The sequence below is a fragment of the Pirellulales bacterium genome (assembly GCA_035533075.1).
Classification (GTDB): Bacteria; Planctomycetota; Planctomycetia; order Pirellulales; family JAICIG01; genus DASSFG01.
Genome location: DATLUO010000015.1, coordinates 12,487 through 37,601 on the forward strand (window position 1 = coordinate 12,487; position 25,115 = coordinate 37,601).

Annotated in this window: 18 protein-coding genes and 2 tRNA genes; 12 read left to right on the forward strand and 8 right to left on the reverse strand. The window is 61.7% G+C overall.

All coding sequences use genetic code 11. From position 1 onward, the window contains the following. Position 1: 1 nt before the first annotated feature. The gene (locus tag VNH11_01420) at positions 2 to 922 is read right to left on the reverse strand and encodes a tetratricopeptide repeat protein (protein ID HVA45020.1); all 921 of its coding nucleotides are present in this window, start codon (positions 920 to 922) and stop codon (positions 2 to 4) included. A 375-nt stretch (positions 923 to 1,297) separates the two neighbouring features. Here VNH11_01420 and VNH11_01425 point away from each other — a divergent pair, with 375 nt between their 5' ends. Both VNH11_01425 and VNH11_01430 read left to right on the forward strand, forming a co-directional pair. After that, positions 1,298 to 6,232, forward strand: a complete 4,935-nt coding sequence (locus tag VNH11_01425; protein HVA45021.1) for a PKD domain-containing protein — start codon at positions 1,298 to 1,300, stop codon at positions 6,230 to 6,232. Between the two features lie 519 nt (positions 6,233 to 6,751). Beyond that, positions 6,752 to 8,509 carry an alginate export family protein gene (locus VNH11_01430; GenBank protein ID HVA45022.1) on the forward strand — a complete coding sequence of 586 codons (1,758 nt, stop codon included), beginning with the start codon at positions 6,752 to 6,754 and terminating at the stop codon, positions 8,507 to 8,509. A gap of 22 nt (positions 8,510 to 8,531) precedes the next feature. Here VNH11_01430 and VNH11_01435 read toward each other — a convergent pair. Both VNH11_01435 and VNH11_01440 read right to left on the reverse strand, forming a co-directional pair. Then, positions 8,532 to 8,604 (reverse strand) — tRNA-Gly (locus VNH11_01435). Positions 8,605 to 8,670: 66 nt separating this feature from the next. Further along, positions 8,671 to 9,744 carry a tartrate dehydrogenase gene (locus tag VNH11_01440; protein ID HVA45023.1) on the reverse strand — a complete coding sequence of 358 codons (1,074 nt, stop codon included), beginning with the start codon at positions 9,742 to 9,744 and terminating at the stop codon, positions 8,671 to 8,673. A 147-nt stretch (positions 9,745 to 9,891) separates the two neighbouring features. Between VNH11_01440 and VNH11_01445 the strand changes: the two genes are divergently transcribed. The 3 genes from VNH11_01445 to VNH11_01455 all read left to right on the forward strand — a co-directional run bounded on the left by VNH11_01445 (position 9,892) and on the right by VNH11_01455 (position 12,623). Beyond that, positions 9,892 to 9,965 (forward strand) — tRNA-Val (locus tag VNH11_01445). Between the two features lie 33 nt (positions 9,966 to 9,998). Beyond that, positions 9,999 to 11,855: an arylsulfatase gene (locus VNH11_01450; protein HVA45024.1), complete on the forward strand. Its 1,857-nt coding sequence runs from the start codon at positions 9,999 to 10,001 to the stop codon at positions 11,853 to 11,855. Between the two features lie 150 nt (positions 11,856 to 12,005). Further along, on the forward strand, positions 12,006 to 12,623 hold the full coding sequence (locus VNH11_01455) for a hypothetical protein (protein ID HVA45025.1): 618 nt from the start codon (positions 12,006 to 12,008) through the stop codon (positions 12,621 to 12,623). On the opposite strand, the gene VNH11_01460 is transcribed toward VNH11_01455, so the two are convergent. The 3 genes from VNH11_01460 to VNH11_01470 all read right to left on the reverse strand — a co-directional run bounded on the left by VNH11_01460 (position 12,566) and on the right by VNH11_01470 (position 14,307). Continuing rightward, entirely contained in the window at positions 12,566 to 13,054 is a 489-nt protein-coding gene (locus VNH11_01460; protein ID HVA45026.1) for a DUF3368 domain-containing protein, read from the reverse strand. The genes VNH11_01455 and VNH11_01460 overlap by 58 nt on opposite strands. Then, complete coding sequence (locus tag VNH11_01465; GenBank protein ID HVA45027.1) at positions 13,047 to 13,298, reverse strand: UPF0175 family protein; 252 nt, start codon at positions 13,296 to 13,298, stop codon at positions 13,047 to 13,049. Before VNH11_01465 ends, VNH11_01460 begins: the two co-directional genes overlap by 8 nt. 397 nt (positions 13,299 to 13,695) lie before the next feature. Beyond that, positions 13,696 to 14,307 carry a Uma2 family endonuclease gene (locus VNH11_01470; GenBank protein ID HVA45028.1) on the reverse strand — a complete coding sequence of 204 codons (612 nt, stop codon included), beginning with the start codon at positions 14,305 to 14,307 and terminating at the stop codon, positions 13,696 to 13,698. 352 nt (positions 14,308 to 14,659) lie between these two features. Between VNH11_01470 and VNH11_01475 the strand changes: the two genes are divergently transcribed. After that, positions 14,660 to 15,391, forward strand: a complete 732-nt coding sequence (locus tag VNH11_01475; protein HVA45029.1) for a DUF3800 domain-containing protein — start codon at positions 14,660 to 14,662, stop codon at positions 15,389 to 15,391. 719 nt (positions 15,392 to 16,110) lie between these two features. Here VNH11_01475 and VNH11_01480 read toward each other — a convergent pair. Beyond that, positions 16,111 to 16,311 (reverse strand): hypothetical protein, encoded by a 201-nt coding sequence (locus VNH11_01480; GenBank protein HVA45030.1) that lies wholly within the window; start codon positions 16,309 to 16,311, stop codon positions 16,111 to 16,113. 30 nt (positions 16,312 to 16,341) lie between these two features. Here VNH11_01480 and VNH11_01485 point away from each other — a divergent pair, with 30 nt between their 5' ends. The 6 genes from VNH11_01485 to VNH11_01510 all read left to right on the forward strand — a co-directional run bounded on the left by VNH11_01485 (position 16,342) and on the right by VNH11_01510 (position 24,265). Next, positions 16,342 to 17,484 (forward strand): FlgO family outer membrane protein, encoded by a 1,143-nt coding sequence (locus VNH11_01485; GenBank protein HVA45031.1) that lies wholly within the window; start codon positions 16,342 to 16,344, stop codon positions 17,482 to 17,484. Positions 17,485 to 17,519: 35 nt separating this feature from the next. Then, positions 17,520 to 18,263 carry a hypothetical protein gene (locus tag VNH11_01490; GenBank protein ID HVA45032.1) on the forward strand — a complete coding sequence of 248 codons (744 nt, stop codon included), beginning with the start codon at positions 17,520 to 17,522 and terminating at the stop codon, positions 18,261 to 18,263. Positions 18,264 to 18,466: 203 nt separating this feature from the next. Next, positions 18,467 to 19,351 carry a GYF domain-containing protein gene (locus VNH11_01495; protein HVA45033.1) on the forward strand — a complete coding sequence of 295 codons (885 nt, stop codon included), beginning with the start codon at positions 18,467 to 18,469 and terminating at the stop codon, positions 19,349 to 19,351. A 96-nt stretch (positions 19,352 to 19,447) separates the two neighbouring features. Further along, on the forward strand, positions 19,448 to 20,248 hold the full coding sequence (locus VNH11_01500; GenBank protein HVA45034.1) for a DUF4339 domain-containing protein: 801 nt from the start codon (positions 19,448 to 19,450) through the stop codon (positions 20,246 to 20,248). A gap of 336 nt (positions 20,249 to 20,584) precedes the next feature. Continuing rightward, positions 20,585 to 21,184 (forward strand): hypothetical protein, encoded by a 600-nt coding sequence (locus VNH11_01505; GenBank protein ID HVA45035.1) that lies wholly within the window; start codon positions 20,585 to 20,587, stop codon positions 21,182 to 21,184. Between the two features lie 171 nt (positions 21,185 to 21,355). Further along, positions 21,356 to 24,265, forward strand: coding sequence for a hypothetical protein (locus VNH11_01510; GenBank protein ID HVA45036.1), 2,910 nt, complete (start codon positions 21,356 to 21,358; stop codon positions 24,263 to 24,265). 169 nt (positions 24,266 to 24,434) lie between these two features. Here VNH11_01510 and VNH11_01515 read toward each other — a convergent pair. Next, positions 24,435 to 25,115 (reverse strand): hypothetical protein (locus VNH11_01515; protein ID HVA45037.1); only part of this gene is annotated, 681 nt, incomplete at its 5' end.

Sequence of the window (25,115 nt, forward strand, 5' to 3'; positions counted from 1 at the left end):
CCTAATCGACAGCCTGCTCCCGGTGCGGCCGGCGCGCCTTGTAGGCTTCGATGGCGGTTACAGACCGCTGCTTGTGCTCGGCCGGCGCCATCGACAACGCAAGTTCGCCGTGTTTGACGGCGGCGTCGAAATCGCCCGCCGCGGCGCAAGCGGCGGCCAGCGTGTGAATGAAGCGCCAATCGCTCCAGCCGGCCAGCTCACAGGCCCTCGTGCAATCGGCAATGGCCTGGTCGAAGTCCCGCTTGGCCCGCCAGGCGAGGCCGCGGTTGTGATAGGCCAAGGCGTGCTTGGGGTCGAGCCGCAGGGCTGCGTCGTAGTCGGCAATGGCTTGGTCGAAGTCCTGCTTGGCGTGCTGGGCGGTGCCGCGCATGCGGTAGGCCAAGGCGTACCTTGGGGCGACCCGGATGGCTTCGTTGTAGTCGGCAATGGCCCTGTCGAGGTCCTGCTTCTTTTGCCAGGCGAGCCCGCGATTGTAGTAGGCCAAGGCCAGCTTTGGGTCGAGCCGCAGGGCTTCGCTGTAGTCGGCGATGGCGTCGTCGTATTCGCCTTTCGCATGCCGCACGATTCCGCGGCAGGTGTAGGCCGACGCCGCTTTGTGAGCCACGGCGATTTGCCGCGTGAAGTGGTCGACGGCCTGGCTATACGGCACCACATTGCCGGCCTCGACCCATCCACGGACCCGGCCCGACTCCAACCACAGCCAGTCGCCCTTCACCTGTCCGACTTGGTAGACACGAAAGGCCGTCCCATCATCGACGACCTTGTTGGCGACCTTCAACGGTTTGGCGTACCTGGTAATGACCTGTTCGCCAACCGACGCCGCCGGCGACTGGGGCAGCGAAACGGGTGCCGCCCGGCCGCGCATCTGGGCCTCGACCAGCGAGGGAGACAATACGACAAGGAAAAAAACAAGACGCATCATAGAACCCGTCAGTTTGCCGAGAGAGCATTGGCACCCGCCGCAACGCAGCCCGCGTGCCCGTGATCTGCGCGGCGCGGTTTTTTTCGGAAAGCCGAAGTGACTCTGCCAATTTCAATCTTCGCCGGCCCTCGACTGCTGCTGATATGTCGCGCAGTACCGCCCAATTGTAATGCCGCCGCGGCGTCATGTCTGCGTGCGGCTCTACTTCACGCGGACCGCGTCACGAACGTGGCGCAGCGTTCCTAGGCCGCCAAAACCGGGTGACGGCTTGTAATCGGGGCAAGAAGTTGCGTGGCGCTCCGCGCTTAATTATAATCCGCGTCACAATCGTCCCATCCCTTCTGGCCCCATCGCCCCATCCGCGGAAACTTTGCTGTGAATCGCACCCCATTCGGCACTCGCCGCCGTCCGGCCCGCAAGGCCGCCCGCCGCCCACGTCGGCTCATTCGAGAAGTTTTGGAAATACGGTTGGTTCTCGATGTTTCGGCCCCGCCCATTCTGCAATGGTTCGAGGGGAGCTATAACACGATCGAACAACGAGTGCCCGATATCTTCGCAGCCGGTTACGGCGCCGTGCTCACGCCGCCGCCCGGACGGGCCGACTCGGGCAACCAGTCGGTCGGCTACGATGTCTACAACCGCTTCGACCTCGGCAGCCCCGGCGACCCCACGCTGTACGGCACCGAGACCGGCCTGAAGGCGATGGTCGCCGCCATCCACCAGACGGGCGCCAGCTACTACAGCGACCTCGTCTGGAACCACGACGGCTTCGAGAACCTGGGCACGCCCGGCTTTGCGGCGTCGGGCGGCTACCCTGGCTTCGCGCTCACGCTCAATCCCTCCAACAACGACGCCGGCTACAACGACATCGACGGCGATTTCCACAGCGCCTACGACACCAGCACCACGGGCATGCGGCTGTCGGGCCTGATCGACATCGCCCAAGAGAAGAACTACCAGTTCATCCGCAACCCGGTCGGTCCGAACCCGATGAACCTGCCGGCCGGCACGACGCCGCTCAACGGCCGCCTGGCCAATGTGCCCGATCCGAACAACGCCCGCTTCTATCCCGACCAGAACCTGCCGCCGATCACGGTGAACGACCCGGCCACCGGCGAGTACAACCTGAAGATTTACCCGTTCAACAACGCCCAGCCGCTCGACGGCACGCCGGTGGCAGAGAACGCCCTGGGCTATTTGATGCGCTATGCGCAGTGGATGGTGCAGACCATCGGCGTGGACGGTTTTCGCCTCGACGCGGCGAAGAACATGCCGTCTTGGGTGCTCAACTATTACGATCAGGCCGTCTACCGTTCGTCGGACCGCACGCTTTTGAACGGCAGCCAGGAACCGATCTTCGGCTTCAGCGAGGTCTACGACGGCGACAAGAGTTTGCTGCAACAGTACGTCAACAAAGACATCAACCCCAATGACCCGAGCACGGTGGGCGGCAACCGCGACGTGCTCGATTTTCCCCTCTTTTTCGCCCTGCAAAGCAACCTCACCAGCAACGGCTACCAGAACAACTGGTACAACGTCGTCAACGCCAGCCAAGACTCGCAAGACGACGGCCTGGCCAACAACGGCTCCGAAGGCGTCTCCTTCGTCAGCAGCGCCGACAACGGCCCGCCTTATCTCGACAACGTGGCCTACGCCTACACCCTCACGCGGCCGGGCAACACCATCGTCTACGACAACGGGCACGAGTTCGGCAACAACCGCTCCTTTCCGGCGGACGGCCGCGGCGACGCGCTGGGCGGACTCTACGGCGACACCATCACCAGCCTAGTCAACATCCGTGACACTCACCCCGACGGCAACTACGACCAGCGCTACATCGACAACAACGTGCTCGTCTACGAACGTGATGACTCGATGCTCGTCGGCCTCAACAACCGGCTTGACAGCGGCTACGACAACCGAACGGTCCACACCGACTTCGCCCCCGGCACCTATCTGGTCGAGCTGACCGGCAACGCCGGAAATCCGAGCACCAACGAGGATGGCAATGTTCGTCCGCTCTTGCAGGTCGACCAGTACGGCAACGTCAACTTGAACGTGCCGCGCAACCAGGACGACGGCAACTTCACCGGTGACGGTTATGTGATTTACGCCCCCGCGTCGCCTCAAGGCAATCTGACCATAAATGGCCTCGATCACGTCATTCCCGGCGACACGCCGACGACCGACACCAACGGCAGCGCCCGGCTCTCGCCGATCGACGTCGTCACCGGCAACACCTTCCAGATCCAACTCGACACCAACAACGTCAACCTGCTGGCCAACCCGCAATTTCACGATCAGGATGCCAACGGCGACAACGCACTCTACAAGATCGACGGCGGCGTAGACGCCACGGGCAGCGGTTTTGTCGACACTACGCCCGGCGACGCGGCCTATGGCTTCCAGCAGTTCACCACGCTTCACAATCCCGGTTATTTCAGCGCCGACGGCGATGGCGAGTATCTCCAGACCATCGACACTTCGAAGCTGTCGAACGGCTACCACTACATCGACGTGCGCGCTTTCCGCCACCGCGACCCTGGCGAGCCGCCCATCTTCACCGACTTCAAGGTGACGATCTATGTCGACCGCTCGCCTACCGTGTCGAAGGTCGTCAGCCTTACCGATGTGACACCGGGCGACAACGAGGACGAGGTGCTGACGGTCCGATCGACCGACATGCTCGCCAACAACGTTCACGTCTTCTTCGACCTGCCGGCCGGCCTGACCGACTCGCAGATCCTCAGCATGGTAGGCAGTGCCAATCAGGCCACGCAGATCGACCGCGACCTGTGGACCATGGAAATGACCGGCCTGACCAGTGGAAACCACGTGGCCACGGTCGTTTCTTACCAGGTCGACGGCAGCGCCAGTATCCAGCGGTTCCCCGGCTTGTTTACCTCGACGATTTACGGCTCCGGCCTCGGCGACCTCGACTTCGACGGCAAGATCGACGCCAACGACGTCGAGTTATTTGGCCGGGTGCTGGAAAGCCACAACACGCAGTTCAATCCGGCCGCCGATCTCAACGGCGACGGGCAAATCGACAGCACCGACCTGATCTTGCTGTACCCCACGCTCTTGGCGGCCCATGCCGACGCCGCCACCCTGGCCGCTTTCCAGCAGTTGCTCGGCCCCGCTGCCGGCGGCGATACGGTCCTGGAAGGAACGAATCTGACGCTGTCGGCGAACGAGCCGACGGGCACGACACCGCCCTTGAGCTTCTCATGGGCTTTGAACGACGACGGCAATTTCGGCGATGCCACAGGGGTTTCGCCCACGCTCACCTGGACACAGCTCGCCGCGTTGGGCATCGACAACGAAGGACGCTACCCGATCACGCTCGAAGTGACCGACGGCACGAACAGCATCCAAATTCCCAGCACGCTGATCGTTCAGGCGGTGCCGCCGACGCTGTCGATCGCCGGGCCGGGTGAGATCACCGAAGGCGATACCTACACGCTCGGACTCTCCGCAAGCGAACCGGGTGGCGACACGATTACAAGTTGGGCCATCGACTGGGGCGACGGCACGACGCAAAACTTCTCAGGTAATCCGGCCTCGGTGACTCACATTTACGCGGCCCCGCCCAGCGCGGTGGCCATCTTGGCCACGGCCACCGACGAGGACGGCGCCTACACGTCGAATGCCTTGCCCGTGACCGTGGACGACGCCTTGCTCACGCCGTCGGGTTTGACGTTTGGCGCCGTCGAGGGTGCGACGTTCAGCGGAACCGTCGCCTCGTTCACCGACGCGAATCCTTATCCGCAGTTGTCCAGTTTTTCCGCCACGATCGACTGGGGCGACGGCAGCAGCAGTTCGGGCAGCGTGGCGCCCAACGGCGCCGGCGGCTTCGACGTGCAGGGCACGCACGCCTATGCCGAAGAAGGCAACCACCCCGTCGCCGTGACAATCAACGATACCGGCGGCAGCCAGGCGACAGCCAGCAGCACGGCCGCCGCCTCGGATCCGGAGGTAGTTGCGACCGCGCAGGCTGCCGCCGCCGCGGTTGGCTCGTCCACCGGACCGATCGTGCTGGCCACGTTCACCGACCCGGGCGGAGCGGAGCCGCTGGCCGACTATCAGGCGACCGTCGATTGGGGCGACGGCACGACCGCCGACGTGGGAGCGACGGTCGTCGGCAGCGGCGGCCTGTTCAGCGTGCTGGGAAGCCACCTCTATGCGGCTAAAGGCACGTATCCAGTGCGGGTGACGATCGCGCATGACAGCGCTCCGAATGCGACGGTGACGGGCGCCGCCACGGTCGTGCAGAACGTCGCCTTGGTATTGCTCGACGCCACAGACAAGGCAACCTTGAACGCCGCGGGAAACGCCAGCGTGCGGCTCGCTGGGGGCGGCGCCGCCGAAGTATTGTCGAACAACGCCGCGGCGGTCGTCGCCTTGGGCAATGCGGCGATTTCGGCGAACGAGCTCGATGTGGAGGGCACGCCCGGCCGCGACGTGCATGGCAACGCGGCGATTCAGGGCCTTTTGGCAACGGGCCTGACGACCGTACAAGACCCCTTCCTGAGCGACCCATTCGTCTCGCTGGCGGCGCCGGCGCCGGGCACGAACATGGCCGCGGCAAACATCGGAGGCAGTACGACGATCACTCTTCCGCAGGGAACCTACGTGGGCGGCATTCATGTCTCTGGCCAGGCGCAGGTCACGCTCGCGCCGGGTGTCTACTATCTACAGGGCGGCGGTTTTTCCGTCAGCGGAGGTGCGCGGGTCTACGGTCAAGGAGTGCTGATTTATAACGCCCCGCAAGCGGCAAACGCCGATGGCATCGTGATCGGCGGGCAGGCGCTCGTGCAACTTTCCGGACTGAGCCAATACAACGGACTCGCGATTTTCCAGGACCGTTCATCGAACGCCCCGCTGTCGCTTGGTGGCAACGCATCGCTCGTGGTTACCGGGGGAATCTATGCGGCCGGCGGCGACTTAGCCGTCTCTGGCGGCGCCATGCTGCACGTCACGGGCAGCAGCGCGAGCGGCCTTAGCGCGCGGGTAGTCGTGGTCGAATTGAACGCATCCGGGAACGCTCAGGTCTCCATCGACGCCAGTCAGAACGCGCCTTTGGTTGCTGGTGCCGCGCCTGCCGCTGTCTCCGCCGCCGCCAGCGATGCGGCACTGGCCGCGCTCGCGGCCGAGGGGGGCGATTCATTCGCCGCATCCGCTCCCGACGTGCTCGCTGCAGCGCTGCCAGCCAGCACTTCGGACGGCAGCGATGTCAGCGGCCAGGCGGTGGTGGATGTTCTGCCCGCCGCGGCGTTTGACGATCTCGGACGAGACGCCGCGCTTTAGCCCGGACGCACTGGCGATTCGACGGCGCGGCAGAACTGGTTTAGAGTAGATTAGAATAGAGTCGTCCGGGGAGATGCGTAACGGAGAACGATGGACTTGCCAATCAAATTCCCCCGGCGATGCCGAAGTGGCCGCCGAGGAGGCCGCTCGCTTTCGGGCGCTTTCGCCCGCGGAACGAATGCGCCCTTGCCCACGACTTCTACTGCCAAACGTTAGCCGAGACAGAAATCTACTGTATCCTGAGGGCATCGCTTGGCCGCCACGCTCTTGAAGGGCGTCAGCCGCAATCTGGCCAAGCTCTGCCCCAGCCACCGCTTCTCACGGCAAAACGTTAGCTTGGCGTGGGCGTCACACCCGCTCATCGGCGGTCGGTGGGTTTTTCTCTGCATTGGCCGTGCTCGTCAACCGATAGCAGATAGGATGGCTCTAGCGATTGGCGGGTTTACTACACGTACGCGTCGGTGACGCCGCGCCACGGAACGCGAGAGCGCCCTGCAATGCTATCGAAGGACTGCCATCATGCCGTCTAGGATCCTGCTCCTGGGCCTGCTGACCAGTTCCTTGGGCTTGTGCGAAAGCTCCGCTCAGGCGCAGCCCCTGCCGACGAAAAAACCGCCGACCAGCGTGCCGGCCGCTTCGGGGCGCGTACCGGGTGGTCAGGCCGCTCCGCGGGGGACGAAGGGCCAGGCCGTCTCGCAAGTGGAAGAAGCCCCGGATGCCGAGCCCGTGATGGGCGAACCGATGACCGAAGGTCCGACGGTGCCCATCGAACCGGAACAGATGATGGGCGAAGAGCCGGTGAGCGAAGCGGCATCGACAGATTGGACGAAGAACTCCAACGCGCGCATCTTTCCGCGGCCGGGCAACTTCTTCATCCTGCCCAGCGGTCCCGGTTACTACTCCATGGTGGACCAGATGCGGGGCAGCCGCCGCGAGGCCCCTCCCCAATCGGCATATCCGGCGTTTGCCATCATGGCACCGGGCTTCTTCGACGCCGATTTTCGCTATGTCGACGAAAAGGACAATAAAGACAAGCTGTGGTACGAGCGGCTCAAGCGGATCCGCATTGGCAAGAACTTCCTGTTCTCGACCGGCGGCGAGGAGATGAACCGCTACAACGACTTCAACAACCTGACGCCCGTCACCAACGTCTACGACCTGAACAGGATCCGCACTTACGGCGACCTGTGGTACCGCGACCAACTGCGAGTGTATGGTGAGTTCATCGATGCCGACCGCGGCGGTGGGACCTTGCCGCCGGCGCCCACCGACATCGACCGGGCCGACATCCTCGACCTGTTCGTCGACGTGAAATTGGGCGAGATCGCCAAGCATGCCGTCTACGTCCGCGGAGGCCGGCAGGAAGTGCTGCTCGGTTCGCAACGGCTGATCTCACCGCTCCCTTGGGCGAACATGCGGCGCAATTTCGACGGCGTGCGCGGCTTCCGACAAGGGGAGAAATTCGACGTCGACCTCTTCTGGCTCGAGCCCGTCATTCCCAACGCCAACAAGTTCGACTCGACGGACCACAACCAACAGCTTGCCGGCGCCTGGTGTACCTATCGTCCCAAGAAGGGCCATTTTCTCGATCTCTATTATCTCTACTATAATAACTCGAACACCGTCGTGCAGCAGGGCATCGCGGTGGCCCCCACGCGGTTCAACACGCTGGGCACGCGATACGCGGGCGACCGCAACAATTACCTGTGGGATTTCGAGTACGCGCTGCAACTCGGTCGGCACGGGAGCCAGGATCTTGTGGCGGGCATGGCGACGACCGGCGTCGGTTATCACTTGGCCAAGCGCGCGTGGAACCCGACACTCTGGCTGTACTACGACTTCGCCAGCGGCAGTGCGAACCCGAACGCCGGCCAGTACACGACCTTCAACCAGCTCTTTCCGTTCGGCCACTATTATCTGGGCTGGGCCGACGCGGCGGGCCGGCAGAACATCCAGGACCTCAATTTGCACCTGGGCCTCTATCCCGTGCCGTGGACCACCGTCTGGCTGCAATACCACCATTTCTGGCTGAACCAGCCTCGCGACGCGCTGTACAACGCCGGCGGCGTGGCGGTGCGGCGCGATCCGAGCGGCGCCGCGGGGACGAACGTGGGCGACGAGGTCGATTTGGTGATGAATCTCCACCTCACCGCCACATCGGACTTCATGGTGGTCTACTCGCAACTGTTCGGCGAGGGCTTTCTACAGGCCACGTCGACCGCGACCAAGTCGTCGTCTCAGGAGGCGGTGTATGCGATGTATAACTTCCGCTGGTAAGTCGGTATGGCCTTGTATGATGAGCGGGCGAAGGGACTTGAACCCTCGACATCCAGCTTGGGAAGCTAGCGCTCTGCCAACTGAGCTACGCCCGCGATGTCCTTAGTCTACAACGTCCGGCGACGGTGGCAAGACGCGCCGGCAAGAGACTTGACCGGCGACTACCGCGGTAGCCCGGCTTCGATCCCCTCCGCGATGCGCCGGCCGACCTCGCTGGTCGAGAGTTTGCCGCCCAGGTCGGGCGTGGTTTGAGCGGAGGCCAAGACCCGCTCGACCGCTTGGCGCACGAGCTCGCCCGCCTCCGCTTCGCCCAGCCAGTCGAGCATCATGGCCGCGCTCAGCACGGCCGCCACCGGGTCCGCAATCCCCTTGCCGGCGATGTCGGGCGCCGAGCCGTGTACCGGTTCGAACATCGAGGGAGCTGTCCGCTCGGGGTTCAGATTGGCACTGGGCGCCAGTCCCAGGCCGCCCGAAATCAGCCCGCCCAAGTCAGTCAGGATATCGCCGAACAGGTTCGAGGCCACCACCACGTCAAAGCGTTCCGGCGAGCGGACGAAGTTCATCACGGCGGCGTCGGCATGCTGCTTTTCGGCCTCGACGTCGGAATAGTCGCCACGGACCTGTTCCAGGATTTCATCCCACAACACATAGGCATAGCGCTGGGCGTTCGACTTGGTAATCATCGTCAGCCGCCGGCGCCGCCGGCGTGCCAGGTCGAAACCGAACCGCAGCACGCGCTCGATTCCCCGACGCGTGTGTACCGCCGTCTGCACCGCCGATTCATCGTGTTGGCCCACACGGAAGCGTCCGCCGACGTTGACATATTCCCCCTCCGAGTTTTCGCGGACCACCACCAGATCGATGTCGCCGGGTCGCTTGCCGGCCAGCACGCACGGCACGCCCGGATAAAGCCGGGCCGGCCGCACGCAGGCGTATTGATCGAACCGCTGACGGATTTGCACCAACGGGGCCAAGGTGACATGGTCGGGCAGTTCGGCCGGCCAACCGACCGCGCCCAACAGAATGGCATCGAACGGCCGCAGCACTTCCAAGAAGTCGTCGGGCACCACCTTGCCGGTCGACCGAGCAAACTGGCAGCCCCAGGGCAAATGCGTGAAATCGAGCTGGAACGAAGGTTGCCGCCGCTGCACGGCTTCCAGCACGCGCAAAGCCTCATCGGTTACTTCCGGCCCGATGCCGTCGCCGGGATAGACGGCGATGCGATACGTTTTCATGCTCGGTCCTGTGTGATTTGGTCTTGGCTGTGGCCTGCAAACCAAGCAGGATGACGCATCTGCGGCAGTATCGCAAGATTGACAAGGCATCTCGGCCGCCGGTACGATCCGTCAAGCGGGTTTCCAAGTAGCGGAGGCCGTGCTTTCGGGCGATTAGCTCAGTCGGTTAGAGCGCCACGTTTACACCGTGGATGTCGGGGGTTCGAGTCCCTCATCGCCCACTATACTGCAAGTGCATCGTGATTTCACCGAACATGATTGACAACTTTCGGCTGCTTCCAACCTCGTGTACGATCGTCATGGCCAGGGCCGCCTGCACGTTGTGCGTCTGGCTCGCCGCGGCTCTGCTTGGCGCCGCCTCGCCACGCCCGAATGTGGTGATCTTTTTGGCCGACGATGCCGGCTGGGGCGACTACAGCCAATCGGGCAACCGCCAGGTCGCGACGCCGAACATCGACTCGCTGGCCCGCGACGGAGTGTCGCTCGATCGCTTCTACGTTTGCCCCTTGTGTTCGCCGACGCGGGCCGAGTTTCTCACCGGCCGGTATTATCCGCGCGGCGGCGTGCGGGGCGTCTCGACCGGCCAGGAACGGCTCGATCTGAGCGAGAAGACCGTGGCCGAGGCGTTCCAGGCGGCCGGTTATGCCACCGGGGCGTTCGGCAAGTGGCACAACGGCAGCCAGTGGCCCTATCACCCGCGGGCGCGCGGCTTCGATGATTACTTCGGTTATACCGCGGGCCATTGGGGCGAGTATTTCAACGCGCCGCTGGAAGATAACGGCCGCATGGTCCGCACCCAGGGTTACATCGTCGATGTCTGCACCGACCGGGCACTGCGATTCATCGAACAGCACCAGGACCGGCCGTTCTTCTGCTACGTTCCCTTCACCACGCCGCACACGCCTTGGGCGGCCCCCGAAAAAGACTGGCTGCGGTTCAAGGACAAGCCGATTGCCCAGCGGGCCACCGACGCCAACAAGGAATCGCTCGACGAAACCCGCTGCGCCCTGGCCATGATCGAGAACCAAGACCGCAACGTCGGCCGCGTGCTGTCGAAGCTCGACGACCTAAAACTGCGGCAAAACACGATCGTGGTGTACTTCTCCGACAACGGCCCGAACGCGATGCGCTGGACCGGCGGCATGAAGGGCAAGAAGGGCGACACCGACGAGGGGGGCGTGCGCAGCGTCTGCTATCTTCGCTGGCCCGAGCGTCTGCCCGCCGGCCACACCGTCAGGCAGATTGCCGGCGCGATCGATCTGCTGCCAACCCTGACCTCGCTGGCCGGCGTGCCGCGCGTGGGCGACAAACCGCTCGATGGCCGCGATCTCAGCCCGCTGCTCTTGAAGCAAGAGACCGATTGGCCCGAACGCATGATCTTCTCCACTTGGGGCGGACGGACCAGCGTGCGGACCGGGCGGCACCGGCTCGACCACCAGGGACGGCTGTTCGACATGCTCGCCGATCCCGGCCAGATAACGGCGATCGACGATCGCGAGCCGGAAACTGCCTCGCGGTTGGCGGCAGCGGTGGCAGCCTGGCGGCAGGAAATGTTCGGCGGCGCGGGGCAAGCGGCGGCCGGTCCGCGGGGCAAAGCACCGTCGAAGGCGGCTGCCGCCAGCGCCGTCGATCCGCGTCCCTTTCCGGTCGGCTACCGCGAGTTTCCCATCGCAATGCTGCCGGCCCGCGACGGCGAACCGCGCGGCGGCGTGCGGCGCAGCAGTGGTGCTCCGAACTGCTCGTATTTCGTGCATTGGACCGCGAAAGACGACAGCATGGTCTGGCTGATCGACGTCCACACCACGGGCCGCTATGAAGCCGTCATCGACTACACTTGTGCGGAGGCGGACGCCGGTTCGCTGGTCGAGCTGAGTTTTGGCGGCAGCCGGCTGACGGGCAAAGTCGTTCCGGCCTGGGACCCGCCGCTGAACACGAACCAGGACACGCTGCCTCGCACGCACGGCGAATCCCAGATGAAAGAGTTCCGCCCCTTGCGGCTGGGCGAGATTCACTTGGAAAAAGGCACGGCGCCGCTTACCTTGCGGGCGTTGGAGATTCCCGGCAAATCGGTGATGGACGTCCGCCGCATCACGCTCAGGCTGCTTGAATAGCCATTTGATCGAAATCTAGTCAGCAAAGTTAGCCGATCTGCTCTGCTGCGAAGCGAACTTTGGGACGCTACCCCCGCTCGTTGATCTTGTCAATGTTTGCCGGCCGCGCGTACACTGCGGACGGACCTATTCCGCAAGGAGGCAATTGACATGAGAAAACGTCTCGTTGGCTCGTTCGTCGCGGTTGCCTGGCTTTCGGTTGCTTGGGCCTGGGCCGCCGAGCCGGTATCGAACGACCAGGCAACGGTTGATGCGGAAGTTCCGGCCGAGTGGCGCGGTCGGGCGTTGCTCACCAAGCCGCCTGACATCGTATTGCGAAAGCTGCCCGATGCACAGGCACCCGTCGCCGCCGTATTGCCCGCCGGCATTTGGCTCTACGTGCAGCGGGTCGAGGGTGATTGGTTTTCCGTCAGATACGGCTGGTTACGGGCCGCCGACGTGGTGCGCGACGACGAGGCGATTGACTATTTCAAGCGACAACTCGCAACCGCCGAAACGGCATTTGCCCATCTCTGCCGGTCGCGTGCATGGCTCCTCAAACAAGTTCTCGACAAGGCCCAGGCCGACATCGGTGAGGCAGCCCGACTTGACCCGCAAAATGCCCGGATCTTTCTTGCTCGTGCGAGAATCGCGCACGCCGAACAGCGCTATGACGATGAATTGGCGGCCTACGACCGCCGGTTGGCCCACTCGTCGGTTCCTACATCGGATCATGGGCTTTCTCCGGCACGGCTGAGTATCGTCGCGCGAACATGCGCGCCGAGGTAGAATCCCAACTTGTCCAGTTGATCCAGGCAGGGACGAATGGCGGTAATCAGTCCAGATTGCTTTGCTTGCACGAGGACGCCCAGCGTGCCGGTAAGACGTATCCCCAGAGTCTGCGCGTAGGCTCGCGCCGCGGCATCGTCGAGAACCAGCAAGGGATCGGTCTTGGCAAGCGCAAGTGCGATGGTCTCGCGTTCCCCGAAATCCAATCCTCCCGTAACCCGCAGCAAATCGAGCGGGGCAACGGCTTCCACGCCGACCCATGCCAGCGCGTTCAGTGAAGGAACGTCAAATCCTTTCAATTCGCCCTGGCGCAGCTCGTCGACGACCGCCTGCGGCACGAACACCTGCTGATATAACTGCGGAAGGAAATCGAGACAGCCAAGCTGGTGCAGATAGAGCAGCGGAGTCGTATTCGAAATGACATCAGGCATTTCTTATTTCGCCCAGTAGTTCCTCCTCGCTCTGCTGAAAAGTAGCGACGCCGTAGGCGCCCAGTCGCGAAAGAAACTGAACCCGTGAAACGCCGGCCAGTCGCGCCGCAGCCCCAGATGACAGTTTCTTCAGCTCGAACAGTTTAACGGCCGCGAGCATTCGCAACTCGGCACCGGCTTGCTCCGGGGATTCCGCCAAAGCAGCGACCGCATCGTCAGGAATTGTGAGTGTGAGTTCGTGCATGCCTAGCTCCTTGATGGTCGATCATTCCGCAGCAATCGGACCCGGTTGCCGAGCCGCGCACCTTGAATTCTACTCCAGCCCGCGAGCGAAACCAAACTCAATGCGCCGCTACGATCCGTGGATTATGAGGCAATTGCCAAGCCCGCCACCGTTTGCGTCTGGCTGACGCGCGGCAAAGGAGAATCAACGCGAGGGTGTGCCCGCGGCGCTGCTGGCGTGAGGAACGGACGACGAGCAACCGGGCACAGGGCCCGGACGTGGCGGCGTTGCGCATCCCGCGACGAAAAACCCCTTCGTCGCCGCGCAACTTTTCAGCGGGAAATTCGAAGATGGCCAACTCGCGCAATTTGCGGTGACCTTGTGCGCAGTTGGCCATCTCGACACCTATTGTGGTCGGTCAGTCCGACCAGATTCGCTCAAGTTGCAAGACAAAACCCGGCAGCACGGGACCGCCGCTGATCGTCCGCGGCGCTTTGAGCGTCTGCGGTTTCTTGCCGGGACGATAAACCTCGACGCGGCGAGCCATTGGATCGATGAGCCACCCCAGCCGTACGCCAAGCTCGACGTACTCGTGCATCTTGGCGCGCAACGGCCTGAGTGAATCGCTCTCGGACCTGATCTCGACCACAAAGTCGGGTGCCAAGGGGGGAAATTTTTTTCGTTGAGCGCGGGTCAGGGCGCGCCACCGATCGCGCGCGACCCAGGCAGCGTCCGGCGAACGCAGGGGACCGCCGGGCAAGCGAAAGCCGGTCGATGAATCGAAGACCTCGCCTTGACGCACGCGCTCGTTCCAGGCAACAAGCTGATAGTTGAGGCCGGAATTGGATCGTCCCGTCTCACCGCCGGAGGGAGGCATGACGATCAGATCTCCGCTGCCTGTGCGCTCGATCCGCAAATCGCGATTGCGCTGGCAGAACTCAAAGAACTCGTCCTCGCTGAAGCGGTTAATCGCCGGTCCGAAGTGGAGCACCAGCGGTGAGCCGATCGAATCGGTAGTGACGGTGGCCATAGTTGTCGTTCCCGCGCTCTTTGCATTAACGATAACCGCATCGGGACCCGACTGGAAGCCGGCTGGCATCCGCCGAACGACTAAAAAACCGATGCGCCAAGCCGCCGGAGCGCCGGACACAAGGCCCCGACGTGACAGATGTCGCGGGCGGCGCACCAAGACCGGGCAGGCGAGACGCCTACACCACAAGCCCGCTCCGCTCACGCTCGTCCCCGTGGCCGGCACGAACGACCGGCTGACGCGCCGCCCGCCGCCAACGACTCTTCTCCGCCTCTGGAACATGGTGCGCGCCATCCGTTCCGCAGAGCGAGACCATTTTGGTGGTTACCTCCGCGAAGTATACGGAAATGAGGTGAAGGCCAAGCGATTGCTGAAGCGTAAGCGATTTGGCGAAGCCCAACGAGACGTCGAAATCGCCCCCTCGGAGTGCTTGAGGCTGGCGAATTCGTTGCTGACCAAAGGCAAAGCGGCGAGAGGCCAACCGACCAACAATCCAACGTTTCTGGAGATTGTCGCCTTCAGCCGGCAGGTGCTCAGCTTCGTTCACGCGGTGCTCGACATCGCAGCAGGTTTCAGCGTACAAGTCTTTGCTTCGATGCTGGCGCCCGATGCGCCGAGGCCAGAATCCGGCAGGCTCCGCAAGGATTACGTCTACCTGTTTGAGCGATACTTCTACTACCTTGAAACGCTTCCGCCCCGCGAGCGTGGAATTGTCGTCTTTGACGAGCTGGAGAAATCCCAGTCGCACCGCCTGCTGGAACAGATGGCCGCCTACTTTCTCGGCAGTCCGACCGGCCAGTATCGCAGTTCGCGGATCGTTCCCGAGCCCTTCTTCGTGCATTCCGACCTGACGACGGGCGTGTTCTTGGCAGACTTGACCGCGTACATTCTCGGCTGGGGCTGGCGGACGAGCCGCATGCCGCAGGCTGTTCGCGAGGAGCTGCGCGCCTACGCGGCGAAACTGCACGACATGCAGTTTCACGGGCAAAAGCCAAAAACCGACCAGAGTGGCTATTGGCAGTTGCACGGCATCACCTATCTCGACGATCTTCGCGGCCAATGGGAGCGAGGTGATGAGCCGTAAAAAAACGAAGGCAGTGGCCAGCCCTTGCGAGCCAACCAAAGCCTCCACTCAAATTATAGCCGATTTGCCATGTTAGTCAAAACCAACTCGCCGCTCGCGAGGTCAGCCTCGCAAGTCACGCGCTTGAGCGACGCGAGCTCGGTCGGGGCGTGGGGCTCGCGGCCGGTCGCCCTTTAGCTCGTCACGCGTCGGCGAATCGCTGCGGCAGGCGAGCATCGCGCCCACGTACCACAGGAATACGTGTGTGTCGAGAAGCAGCCTCGTTGGCCCCAAATAACTTGACGACCTCATCGGGCAACGGGCGATCGAGGTCGTCCGGAACGGTGAAGCCGCCCGCGGCACGGCCAAACGCGGGGGGCACATCGCGGGCCGGGAAATGGGCTGGATTTCAGCGATCGCAATGTCGCCGCGAACAACCAGTATCGGCTCGCCGGCCTCGATGCGATGGAGGAACGCCAGCGGATCGTGCTCGATTTCCTGAACGCTGATTTGAGTCGTACATGGCGGGCGAACGTCGCATCGCGATTGACAAGCCGTTGCATGCCCATCGGCGCGGCGTTACGATAGCGTTCCAAACGAGGTTACATTTCCATGCCCGCTTCACGAGGAGGCTCGCCATGTCGTTCAGGCTTTTTGTCGTCGCGTGCCCGGTCGTCGCTTTCGCCCTTGTCGCGGCGCCGGCCTTTGGCGACAAGCCGGTGACCCTCGTCAAGGTTCGGCTACAGGGCGGCCGAAGCGTGGTGGGCGAGTTGATCGAGCAATCGCCCGCGCGCCTTAAGTTGCGCGAACTGAAAAGCGGCAAGGAAACCAGCTTCGCACAGGACGAGTTGCTGAAGGTCGACCGCGATCTTGCCGACGGCGACGCCATCGCCTCGGCGGGCCTGCCCGCCTTCGTGGCCTGGAAGTTGTCGCGCGAGCAAGTCGGCTCAGCTTCGGGCAAAATCGCCGACGTGAAGCCGACGGCGATTTACTTGACTATCGGCACGAAAGCCGGCGCTGAAAAAGGGCAGAAGCTCACCGTCTACCGCGACGAGGGCGAGGTCAAGGATCCTGACTCCGGCGAGGTGCTCGAACGCCAACGCGCAAAGATCGCCCAGCTCGAAATCACCGAGGCCAGAGAAAAGTTCAGCAAGGCGAAGCTGCTCGGCAACCTGGAAGTCCAACTTCGCATCGGCGACGAGGTCGAGACAGACCAGAACGGCACGGCCATCGCCGTTCTGCCGCCGGTCGATCAAGACGGCAACCGCACCACCGGCGGCGAGAAGCTCGCCGAGGAGCTGACCACGGCGCTGGTGAATCGGGGCGTCAAAGTGGTCGAGCGGACGCTCTTGGACAAAGCGCTGGCCGAGTTGGAATTGCAGCAGGAAGCCGCATTCGACGAGGCAAGCGCGCGAAACCTCGGCAAGCAGCTTGGAGCGCGTGCGATCATGACCGGCCGCGCCGTGCAAACCGGCCGCGTGCTCGACGTCCACGTTCGGCTGATCAAGGTCGACACCGGCGAGGTCGTCCTCGCCGCTTCGCAGAAAAAGAACGGCAGCCTTGGCGACGTCGTCGGCGATGCGGGCGCAAAGGGCCCGAAACCGTCGTCCGGCGGCGACCTGTTAAGCCGTATTGACCTTGCCGTGCATGCTCACTCGGGCAACGTAAAAGCATCAGGTAAATCGGTGATCGTTGGCCCTCAATCCGCGCTATCGATTCCACCATTCTCTTCGAGCGGCGATTACGAGCTTGAAATCGGTTTTGTAAGGACGGGCGGGTCCGACGCCTTAGTCGGCGCATTGCCGATAGGGAACGGCCACTTCAACTTTGGCTTGAGCTCCGAGTATGGCAGGCAGCATAACCTGATGAGCGCGGCCCACCAGCCCGGTAGCCTACAAAATGGCAGGCACTATACCCTCCGTCTTCGCGTCAAACACAAGGGCGGTAGCGGAGACGTGGAAATGTTCCTCGATGGCGAGAGCATCGTGAAGACCCAGTTTGCCATTTCCCCCGCCGACCGCGAGTGGGCCGGCATTCAGCCCGGCTGGATTCCGGCGATCAAGTCGCAGAATGCGACGTACGAAATCCAGTCGATCACCCTCAAGCGGTTGTAACAGGCCACTTTGTCCCGTCGTGAGGAGGAGCGTGCATGTTCTACGAGCCGGTGCCAAGCGAGCGCTATTTCGAGCGCGATCGGAAGTACGCCGAGATCAACTGGACATATTTCCCGGGAATCGTCGATGCATTCGAGCGGCGGATACGAGGCTGGTACATTGAGCCAATCGAGATATTGCTTGAGCGCGGGGTGAATCGACACGTTCGCCGGGTTGTTTGCTGCTTGGCGAATCGCCACGACGGCGGGCACTACTCGTTTGCCGTTATGGCAATGACGTGCCTGCTGATTGATACGCTCAGTCAATTTCAACGCGGACTCCTAAAGGCGACGACAAGCGCTTTCAAAGCATTCGTCATCCACGATCTACCGAGCTACAACGTCACGATATCGCCCGCGATCGACGACTACGGTCGGGGAGCCGGAGATCCCAAACAGTTGTCGAATATCGCTGACGTGCTCTATACCGGCTTCCGCTGTGGCATTCTGCATCAGGCTCACGCACCCCTGTACTGCGGAATTCGTCCTGGGAATGTTCCGCCAATCATCGAGCCAACGGACCATGCGAAGTATGCGGCAGGGGCGACCAAATCGACCGTAGGCGGCGACTGCGCGGTAGTCGTTATCTATCCAGAGCACTTGTTCGATGAAGTGATGAGCTTTTTCGCAAAGTACCTCAGCAAGCTCAAGGACAGCGACTCGAAAAACAACCAGCTCAGGGACGACTTCAAGAAGAAATTCGCGGACAGCTTTGGTATTGATATATCAGGGGCATCCTGACCATACGGATCAGCCGCGAGGGACGTGCGGAGCCACGGCGAATCACTTCGGTCGGTACTGGCCGAACATCCGCCCCAGCCGAGCCTAGCGGCTTGTTTGGGGCGTTTTCGTTTGGCGATGGGCGGCGGTTGCCCGATTGCAAAGACGGCGACGGCCCATTATAAGGATGGGTTGCATATTCGCGTTCGCAACGAAGGTCGAAAATGAGCGCCTTCTACTATCAAGAGGCGGGAATCGTGAAGGGGCCGATAACGGCCAAGGAACTCAGGCGTAGGCTGGCCTGTGGCAGTTTGGCAAGCGGCACGCTTATCCGACCATACCGAAGTAATGGTTGGTGCCCAGCGAGCGACATCAGCGGGCTGACGCCAACACCTGTAAGGGTCAATGCCGTTCAGACCGTTCCAGATATCGCTGGTCGATCCGATGTCAGTCAGGCGCGCCAACGGCAGCCAGCAGAGCGCGTTCAAATTCGCGCGGCACGGAGGCGGGAGTCGAAGCGGTCCGCGATAGCGAACGTCTTGCAATGGCTCTGTAACCCTGTCAACGCGTGCTTTGCAGCGATGATGGTGCTTGGCCCTGTCGTTCTTTTCGTCGGTTGGATGAATTATGAACCGCCGAAGGCCGACTCGCCGCGCGTTGTCGCTCCAGTAGCGGCGCCGGCAACGGCACCAAATCCTGTCCCTCCCGCCCCTGTTCAACCGCCGAGTAACTACGCTGCCGAGCAATCAGTTGACCGCAACGGGACTCTCGACCGCGTAGCAGCAATGGTCAACATCGAGGAAGCCGTAAGAAAGCGGCTTGTGGCTCTGGCGTGCCGACCACCCGCTAGGTTTCCGCGGCTCGACGTGGAATTCACGTCGATGGGCGACGGCACCTATTATATTTCAGCGTCCCCCGTCGATTGCCAGAATCGTTTCGGGGCCACGGTACAGATGGGATACGGGGCGACCGTTGACGCGGCTGGCAACGTCCAAGCCCTCGTAATGCAAGACGCTTTGGGGAACTATGAAATTAGCGACGGCAAAAACGTCATCCGCGATAGGTTACCATACCCAGAAGATTTTGCAGAAGATTTCGGAAAACAGTGATAGCGATAGTCACTTGTTGCGGCCTTGCGTCAATACTTGCCCCAAAAGGGCGTCCCAGACGTTGAAGTTTAGGCTCAAACAGTGGAGGCTGTAAAAATGGCAGACTGGTTTTATCAGGTTATGGGAACGGAGATAGGCCCAGTGTCGTCGTCCGAACTAAAAGAGAAGGCGGCAGACGGCACCATTACCCGTGAGACGTTTATTCGCGGGGGGTGCGACGGCGATTGGATCAGTGCCGAAAAGACGAGTTTGTCCTTTGGCGGTCGAGCGGAGCCGGTTATCGACACGAGCAAGTCGAAGATGCCTCGCGTAAATGCCGCTCAAACGCAAGATTCGCCAGAAAAGGCTGGCAAGCCCAAGGGCAAAATGCTCGCGATGGCCGGACTAGGAATTGCGGCTTGCGTTCTCGTTGCACTTGCGGCGATGTTCGTGCGGAGTGCGCCGGAAAAGCCTACTAAACCGTCTAAACCCCCACAACCGGACCCGAAAGCACTTTTCGAGCAGTTCCTTGGTGACCGAGCACCAAACGTTGAAGGCCAGCGATTCACGCACTCCCGCCGTGAAACGCAGGTTAATGGGCGGCGACACCAGGAAATTAAAGAGCTAGTCGTCGGCAAATTTCGCTACGACGTTCGTAAGACCGATTCGCTGGTGTCACCGTTTGTTGGGGAAGTCCAAACATTCGTAGAAGAAATCCACAGCAGTTACGACGAGGGGAGACCGATAGCTAACGCTACCTGGGTCGGCTTCAACGGCAACATGACGCTGACTTACGGTTTTCAGGATGGAAGGTGGACGCTCACTAACGCATCGTGCAAGGGGAAGGTCGGCGACCTGGATGAGGGCGTCTCGTTCAAGGCGAAAGACTGGGCGAAGATGATTGGAATGGATCTTTGAGCACTGGTGACGGAGGGGAATTGAGGGGAAGCACCATCGGCACCGGCAAACAAAAAGCCCGGTTAAGGCGGCCCTTAACCGCGCATTGATTGGAGACAGGGCAGTGAAAGCCCGTCTAGGCCATAGGGTAGCGGAGCGGCGGGAGAATGCAATCGCTCGTTTGGCGAATTTGACGCGAAAGCATCATGGGCCGCGAAGGCGAACAAGCACTTGCTAGTAGAGCCTTGCAGGCGGGGCACGGGACGTCTAGCAACGACGGCGAGGTCGAGGGTGCAGCGCCCCGCTAGCGCGGGCCACGAAAGAACGCGCGTGACGTAAAAGTTGGAGGGAGACCGAATGCTGTACGCCTCTGCCGAGTGGTCCCCTGTGGCCTCGGCGTCCTTAGCCGTCACAGTCATTGGCGTGGCGACCGCGGTGGCGATCTATGTCGGCACAGAGCGGCGAGCCCATCAGAGGTTTGTATCAGCAATCCTTGCCGACGTGTTGCGGGACGTCAGGCGATTACAAACAACCATAGCGAGTTTGATGCGCGCATACGAGATACATGCACCCGGCGCGTTCCTACCACCAAACTACGCCGAGGATTTGGCAAAGGAGTCCCTGGTAGCGAGAGAAATGTTGTTCGACAAATTGCTCGGCGATGTTGCAGCAGCGAGAGGGGGGCTAGGTGCGAACGCACTGTTACTAAAGCTTGTGCTGCGTGATAGGCTCGGCAGGACCCACCGCGAAGCGATGCAGCTTATAGAGTCACTCATAGAGATTGAAGCGGTTGGGTATCGCGAGGCGCTGACCGAGGCTAGAATAAGGGCGTTTAATCTCGATGTCGAGACGAGAATCAAAAGGTTGGTTGAGAGCGTCGAGACGGACTACACGGCGCTGATGGATTACTCGCCGCTGGCGAACCTACCCGAGACCGAAGAAGTATACGTTAAGTAACCCCATAGCGCATCGTCTGCATTGCGTACCTTGTCGCGGCTGCGGCTTGCGACAAGTGGAAGGCGCTAATGAATTAGTCGCGGCCGGAAATCGAGAGAGCGATAAGGTCTTTACAACGCGCGATCGTCGCCGACGCTCGGGTCTCCGGGTACAAGAACGGATAGGTGCCTCTTGATCGACAATGATGCGTGTGATTACAACGACCTCGATCCGTCAGTTGGCGAGGGGGTCCGCGGCGAGATGACCGGCCGAAAGCACGCCCTTGACCTGCACCGGTGGTTTGCTCGTCGCCCGCTCACCTTGACGCGGGTCGCGGCGTACTTGGCACTCACCGGGGGAGTTGATTCAGGTTCTGACATCGTGAAGGCCCTTGCGGCCCCAACTCCGGACGCCGCCACCCTACGAGCGGCACGCGAACGGATTCGCGAGGCGCTGGGAGTGGCCTGTTCCGACGACGACGCGGCGCACGATTGCGACGACTTCCGCGCGAACGTTCTGGATCCCTTTGCTGGAGGCGGGAGCGTCCCTCTTGAGGCGCTTCGTCTCGGATGCTCAGCGACGGCCGGTGAACTCAACCCGCTGGCGGCAGCTATTCTGCGCGCAACGTTGAGCTTTCCCGTGCGGTTGGCCCCAAAGCAATCGGCAGAACGTCGGCCCTCTGGCGAGCATCGCTGGGAGGGCCTCCTGCCTGAGTTTGAGCGGTGGTTTACCGAATTACAGACCGATGTTGCCAATCGGTGGTCGAAGCTTTACGCGCGCGAAGACGCGACCGTGTATCGGCTTTGGGTCCGGCGAGCGAAGTGCCCGAATGAACAATGCGGTTGCAATGTTCCCTTGAGACTGCAGGTCGATCTCGATGCTTGTAAACTTGCCGCTGTGTTCCATTGTGCCGACGGTCAGACAGCGTTCGCTTTGACCGAAGTCTCAGAAGGGGCGGCCGAAGGTCGCGGCTCCGTGTGCCCATTCTGTGGCACTGCAATGTCGACTCACGAGCTTCGTTCGCAAAACGGTCTGACTGCTCCGCCCATACTCGCAGCCGTCGCACGCCGTTCCGACGCGAGACTCTCGTGGTCCACCGCAACATCCGAGGAATCATGGGACCTTGCGAGCGGCCAGCGCGACCGGCTGGCCGAGTTGATGCGAGGAATAGCCGGACGCGCGCTGGAGCATCCTGTGCGGCGCGGCTCGGTATCCGCGCTGAACGAGCCGGAAGCGACGACGTTCGCAGACCTGTTTTCCCCTCGGCAACTCCTCGCAAATCTCGAGCTATCTGACGCAATAGCGACCATCAAGGCTCGCATGGCTCGGGAGGGCCTCGCCAAGGAACACGTGGGGGCATTAACCACCTATTTTGCGTTCAGCCTGGGTTATGTCGCGCAGCGTAATTGCGTCCTCACTTCGTGGAACAGCCAACGTCAAACCCCCATTGATGCTCTCGCTAACATGGGGTTCCGATTCCGCCGGGAATTCATCGAGGCGGCGCCAATGCCGCTTCTAGAGCGTTGGTTTCAGGTGACGAGGCAGTCGCTGGAGGAACTGACATGTCTTCCCCTAGCGGCAACCGTCCTGGAAACAAACGCAGAAACGCTGCCCCTGTCCGACAATACCTTCGACGCGGTCGTCACCGATCCGCCGTACTTCGATAACATTCCCTATTTCCAGCTATCGTGCTTCTACTGGGCGTGGGAGTCGCGGTTCGCCTCCGGCCGAGCCGAGCATGCGTTCGTTCAACCCGATCGCGACCTGGACGAGCTCGTCGTGGTCGACAAAGATGCCTTCGTCGAACGATATGAAACCGGATTGGGGAACTGCTTTGCCCAATGCTTCCGCGTTCTCAAGCCTGGACGTTTGCTCTGCCTGATTCTAACATCGACCAGCCGCCCCCATTTCCACTCGTTTGTGGGACTTTCCGAAGCGGCAGGGTTTGAGATCGTCAGCGTCAAGCGAGTGCCGCTGGACGGGGCGCAAGCTGGAACGTTCCTGGTCTACCTGCGAAAACCCAGCAGCCCGTCAGAGCATCTTGGATTAGCGACAGATGCGGACGTTGCGCTTGAGCGGCTTGATTCGGGCGAGGCGGTCAACTATGAGGCCCTTGCGCAATTGTTGTCGGAACAACTTGAGCCCGACGACGTTGAGGAAATACTGCCGCGTGGCTCAAAAGGACCACAGATCGAGCGTTTGCAGGAGGCCCTTGCCGTGAACGACCCGCGTGAACTTTTGGAGCGGAACCTCGGCAGGCAAACCCTCCGGCGCATCGCTCGCGAGAAGGGACTTCTAGCGGCGGACGCAAAGCAGAGCAATCCCGTCGACGCGCTCCTATTGCATTTCGGCTTCCGCGTTCCGAGTCCAGGTGCCCGCGACGGCGTCCGGCAGGCTATCGATAGAATTCGGCACAACGCCTCGCGGCTGCGGCAGAGCCGTGAGATACATGAGATCAACGGGCTGGCCAGCGAGGCGACGAACATGGTAGAGGCGATGATCAAGCGCGGTGTCTATGCGTGGGCACGTATTGCCTTTGGCCAGGGCGCCGACGAATCGTTGAAGCGACTGCTCGCGACGCGCGGGAAGCCATCGGCCGATCTACGACGGCTTTCCTTCGGCGACTACCTGACGTTGTTTGAGGAGCTCCCAGATTGCATCTGTCAAAGTGCCTTCGCAAACCGCGTCAAGCAAAAGTTTGGCCGCGCACACATTTATCTCCCTAAAAAGCCGAAGAATAACAGTTTGAGCGATCGCATTCGCAAAGTCGTCAGCGTTCGCAACAAGGTAGCGCACGCGACGGCCGATCTATCCGATATGCGCGACGAGCTAGTCACGACGCTGGAGATGGCCGCACTGCTGCTCGATGAGTTGGCAACCGAGCACGCAATTCCACGTGTGGGAGTCGCATCGAAAGAGATTCACGACATGTGGGGCCGCACCGTATACGAAATCCGGCTGGACAACGGTGCCGCCTTTGAGGCGGTTTTCAGTTCGAAGCTGCAACTTGGGCAGTCTTACTTCTTTTTTGGAAGCGTGGCGAATCCGATCCCGGTGGACCCGATTCTCATCTCGATCGAAGACGTTGGTGACATTCCGTGAGGTTGCCCGCGTTCACCTCTCGCAACTCGAAGAACGTTACCGCTTCTTTTTTTGGGTTGGAGCACGCCGGCGTTCGCCACCTTCTCGTGCTTCATGTCTTGTCTATGCACAGACACTTCCGGCCAAGCAAATTTACCCAAAGCGGGCGGGGCGACAATGTCCGACCGGCTCACGAGCGACCACCGAAGTGTCGTGACGCCACCTCGTCGATGTCGGTCCAATGGTCACCTACTTGGCCGGTCGCAGTCCCTGTCACCTCGGAGCCGCAGCAATTTCCGTCGGCGGTCGGACCGATAAGGTACCGATGGAGGTTGCATTCTGGTTCGTTCGGTTTTCGCTTGTCCTCGAAGCGTACCCATTCGATTGCGACTTGCGAACCGCATTTGGCAAACGCCCCATACACCTCGCCAAGGTCCACGCCGCTGGCGGCAACGTAGATGGTTTGTGGATGGCGTTCGACATGCGGTAGGAGCAAGCCGGCATCAGCCTTTTCGAGCTCGCAAACTCTATCCGACCCGATGTAGTCGCGTACCAGAGCGAAGTTCTCGGGATCAACGTTAAACAGCTTATGGTTCATCATTTTTTCTCCAATGGGGTTGTGCCAGATCACGGCAATCGCACGTTTAGGGCGGCCCACCACCGCGACGCGTCGATGGCGGCGAAAGCGGGCCAAGTGATCGCGACGAAAGGGCCGCGCGGCACCATATAACCTATCTTCCGCAGGTCGCGCCGGGGATTTCGGCGGGGTTTCCGCGGTCGAGCGGGCCACTTCGCGCGGCCGCGAGCCCAGGCGATCCCGGCTGAGTCGGCAACCGTTCGCCGAACACCCGCTCGCTACGATTCTCACCTC

Bases quoted from the DNA above. Each gene is read 5' to 3' on its own strand.
- VNH11_01450 (HVA45024.1), top strand. From the start codon at position 9,999: ATGATTGACAACTTTCGGCTGCTTCCAACCTCGTGTACGATCGTCATG.
- VNH11_01495 (HVA45033.1), top strand. From the start codon at position 18,467: ATGAGCGCCTTCTACTATCAAGAGGCGGGAATCGTGAAGGGGCCGATA.
- VNH11_01460 (HVA45026.1), bottom strand. From the start codon at position 13,054: ATGCCTGATGTCATTTCGAATACGACTCCGCTGCTCTATCTGCACCAG.
- VNH11_01505 (HVA45035.1), top strand. From the start codon at position 20,585: ATGCTGTACGCCTCTGCCGAGTGGTCCCCTGTGGCCTCGGCGTCCTTA.
- VNH11_01490 (HVA45032.1), top strand. From the start codon at position 17,520: ATGTTCTACGAGCCGGTGCCAAGCGAGCGCTATTTCGAGCGCGATCGG.
- VNH11_01465 (HVA45027.1), bottom strand. From the start codon at position 13,298: ATGCACGAACTCACACTCACAATTCCTGACGATGCGGTCGCTGCTTTG.
- VNH11_01470 (HVA45028.1), bottom strand. From the start codon at position 14,307: ATGGCCACCGTCACTACCGATTCGATCGGCTCACCGCTGGTGCTCCAC.
- VNH11_01500 (HVA45034.1), top strand. From the start codon at position 19,448: ATGGCAGACTGGTTTTATCAGGTTATGGGAACGGAGATAGGCCCAGTG.
- VNH11_01430 (HVA45022.1), top strand. From the start codon at position 6,752: ATGCCGTCTAGGATCCTGCTCCTGGGCCTGCTGACCAGTTCCTTGGGC.
- VNH11_01440 (HVA45023.1), bottom strand. From the start codon at position 9,744: ATGAAAACGTATCGCATCGCCGTCTATCCCGGCGACGGCATCGGGCCG.
- VNH11_01455 (HVA45025.1), top strand. From the start codon at position 12,006: ATGAGAAAACGTCTCGTTGGCTCGTTCGTCGCGGTTGCCTGGCTTTCG.
- VNH11_01420 (HVA45020.1), bottom strand. From the start codon at position 922: ATGATGCGTCTTGTTTTTTTCCTTGTCGTATTGTCTCCCTCGCTGGTC.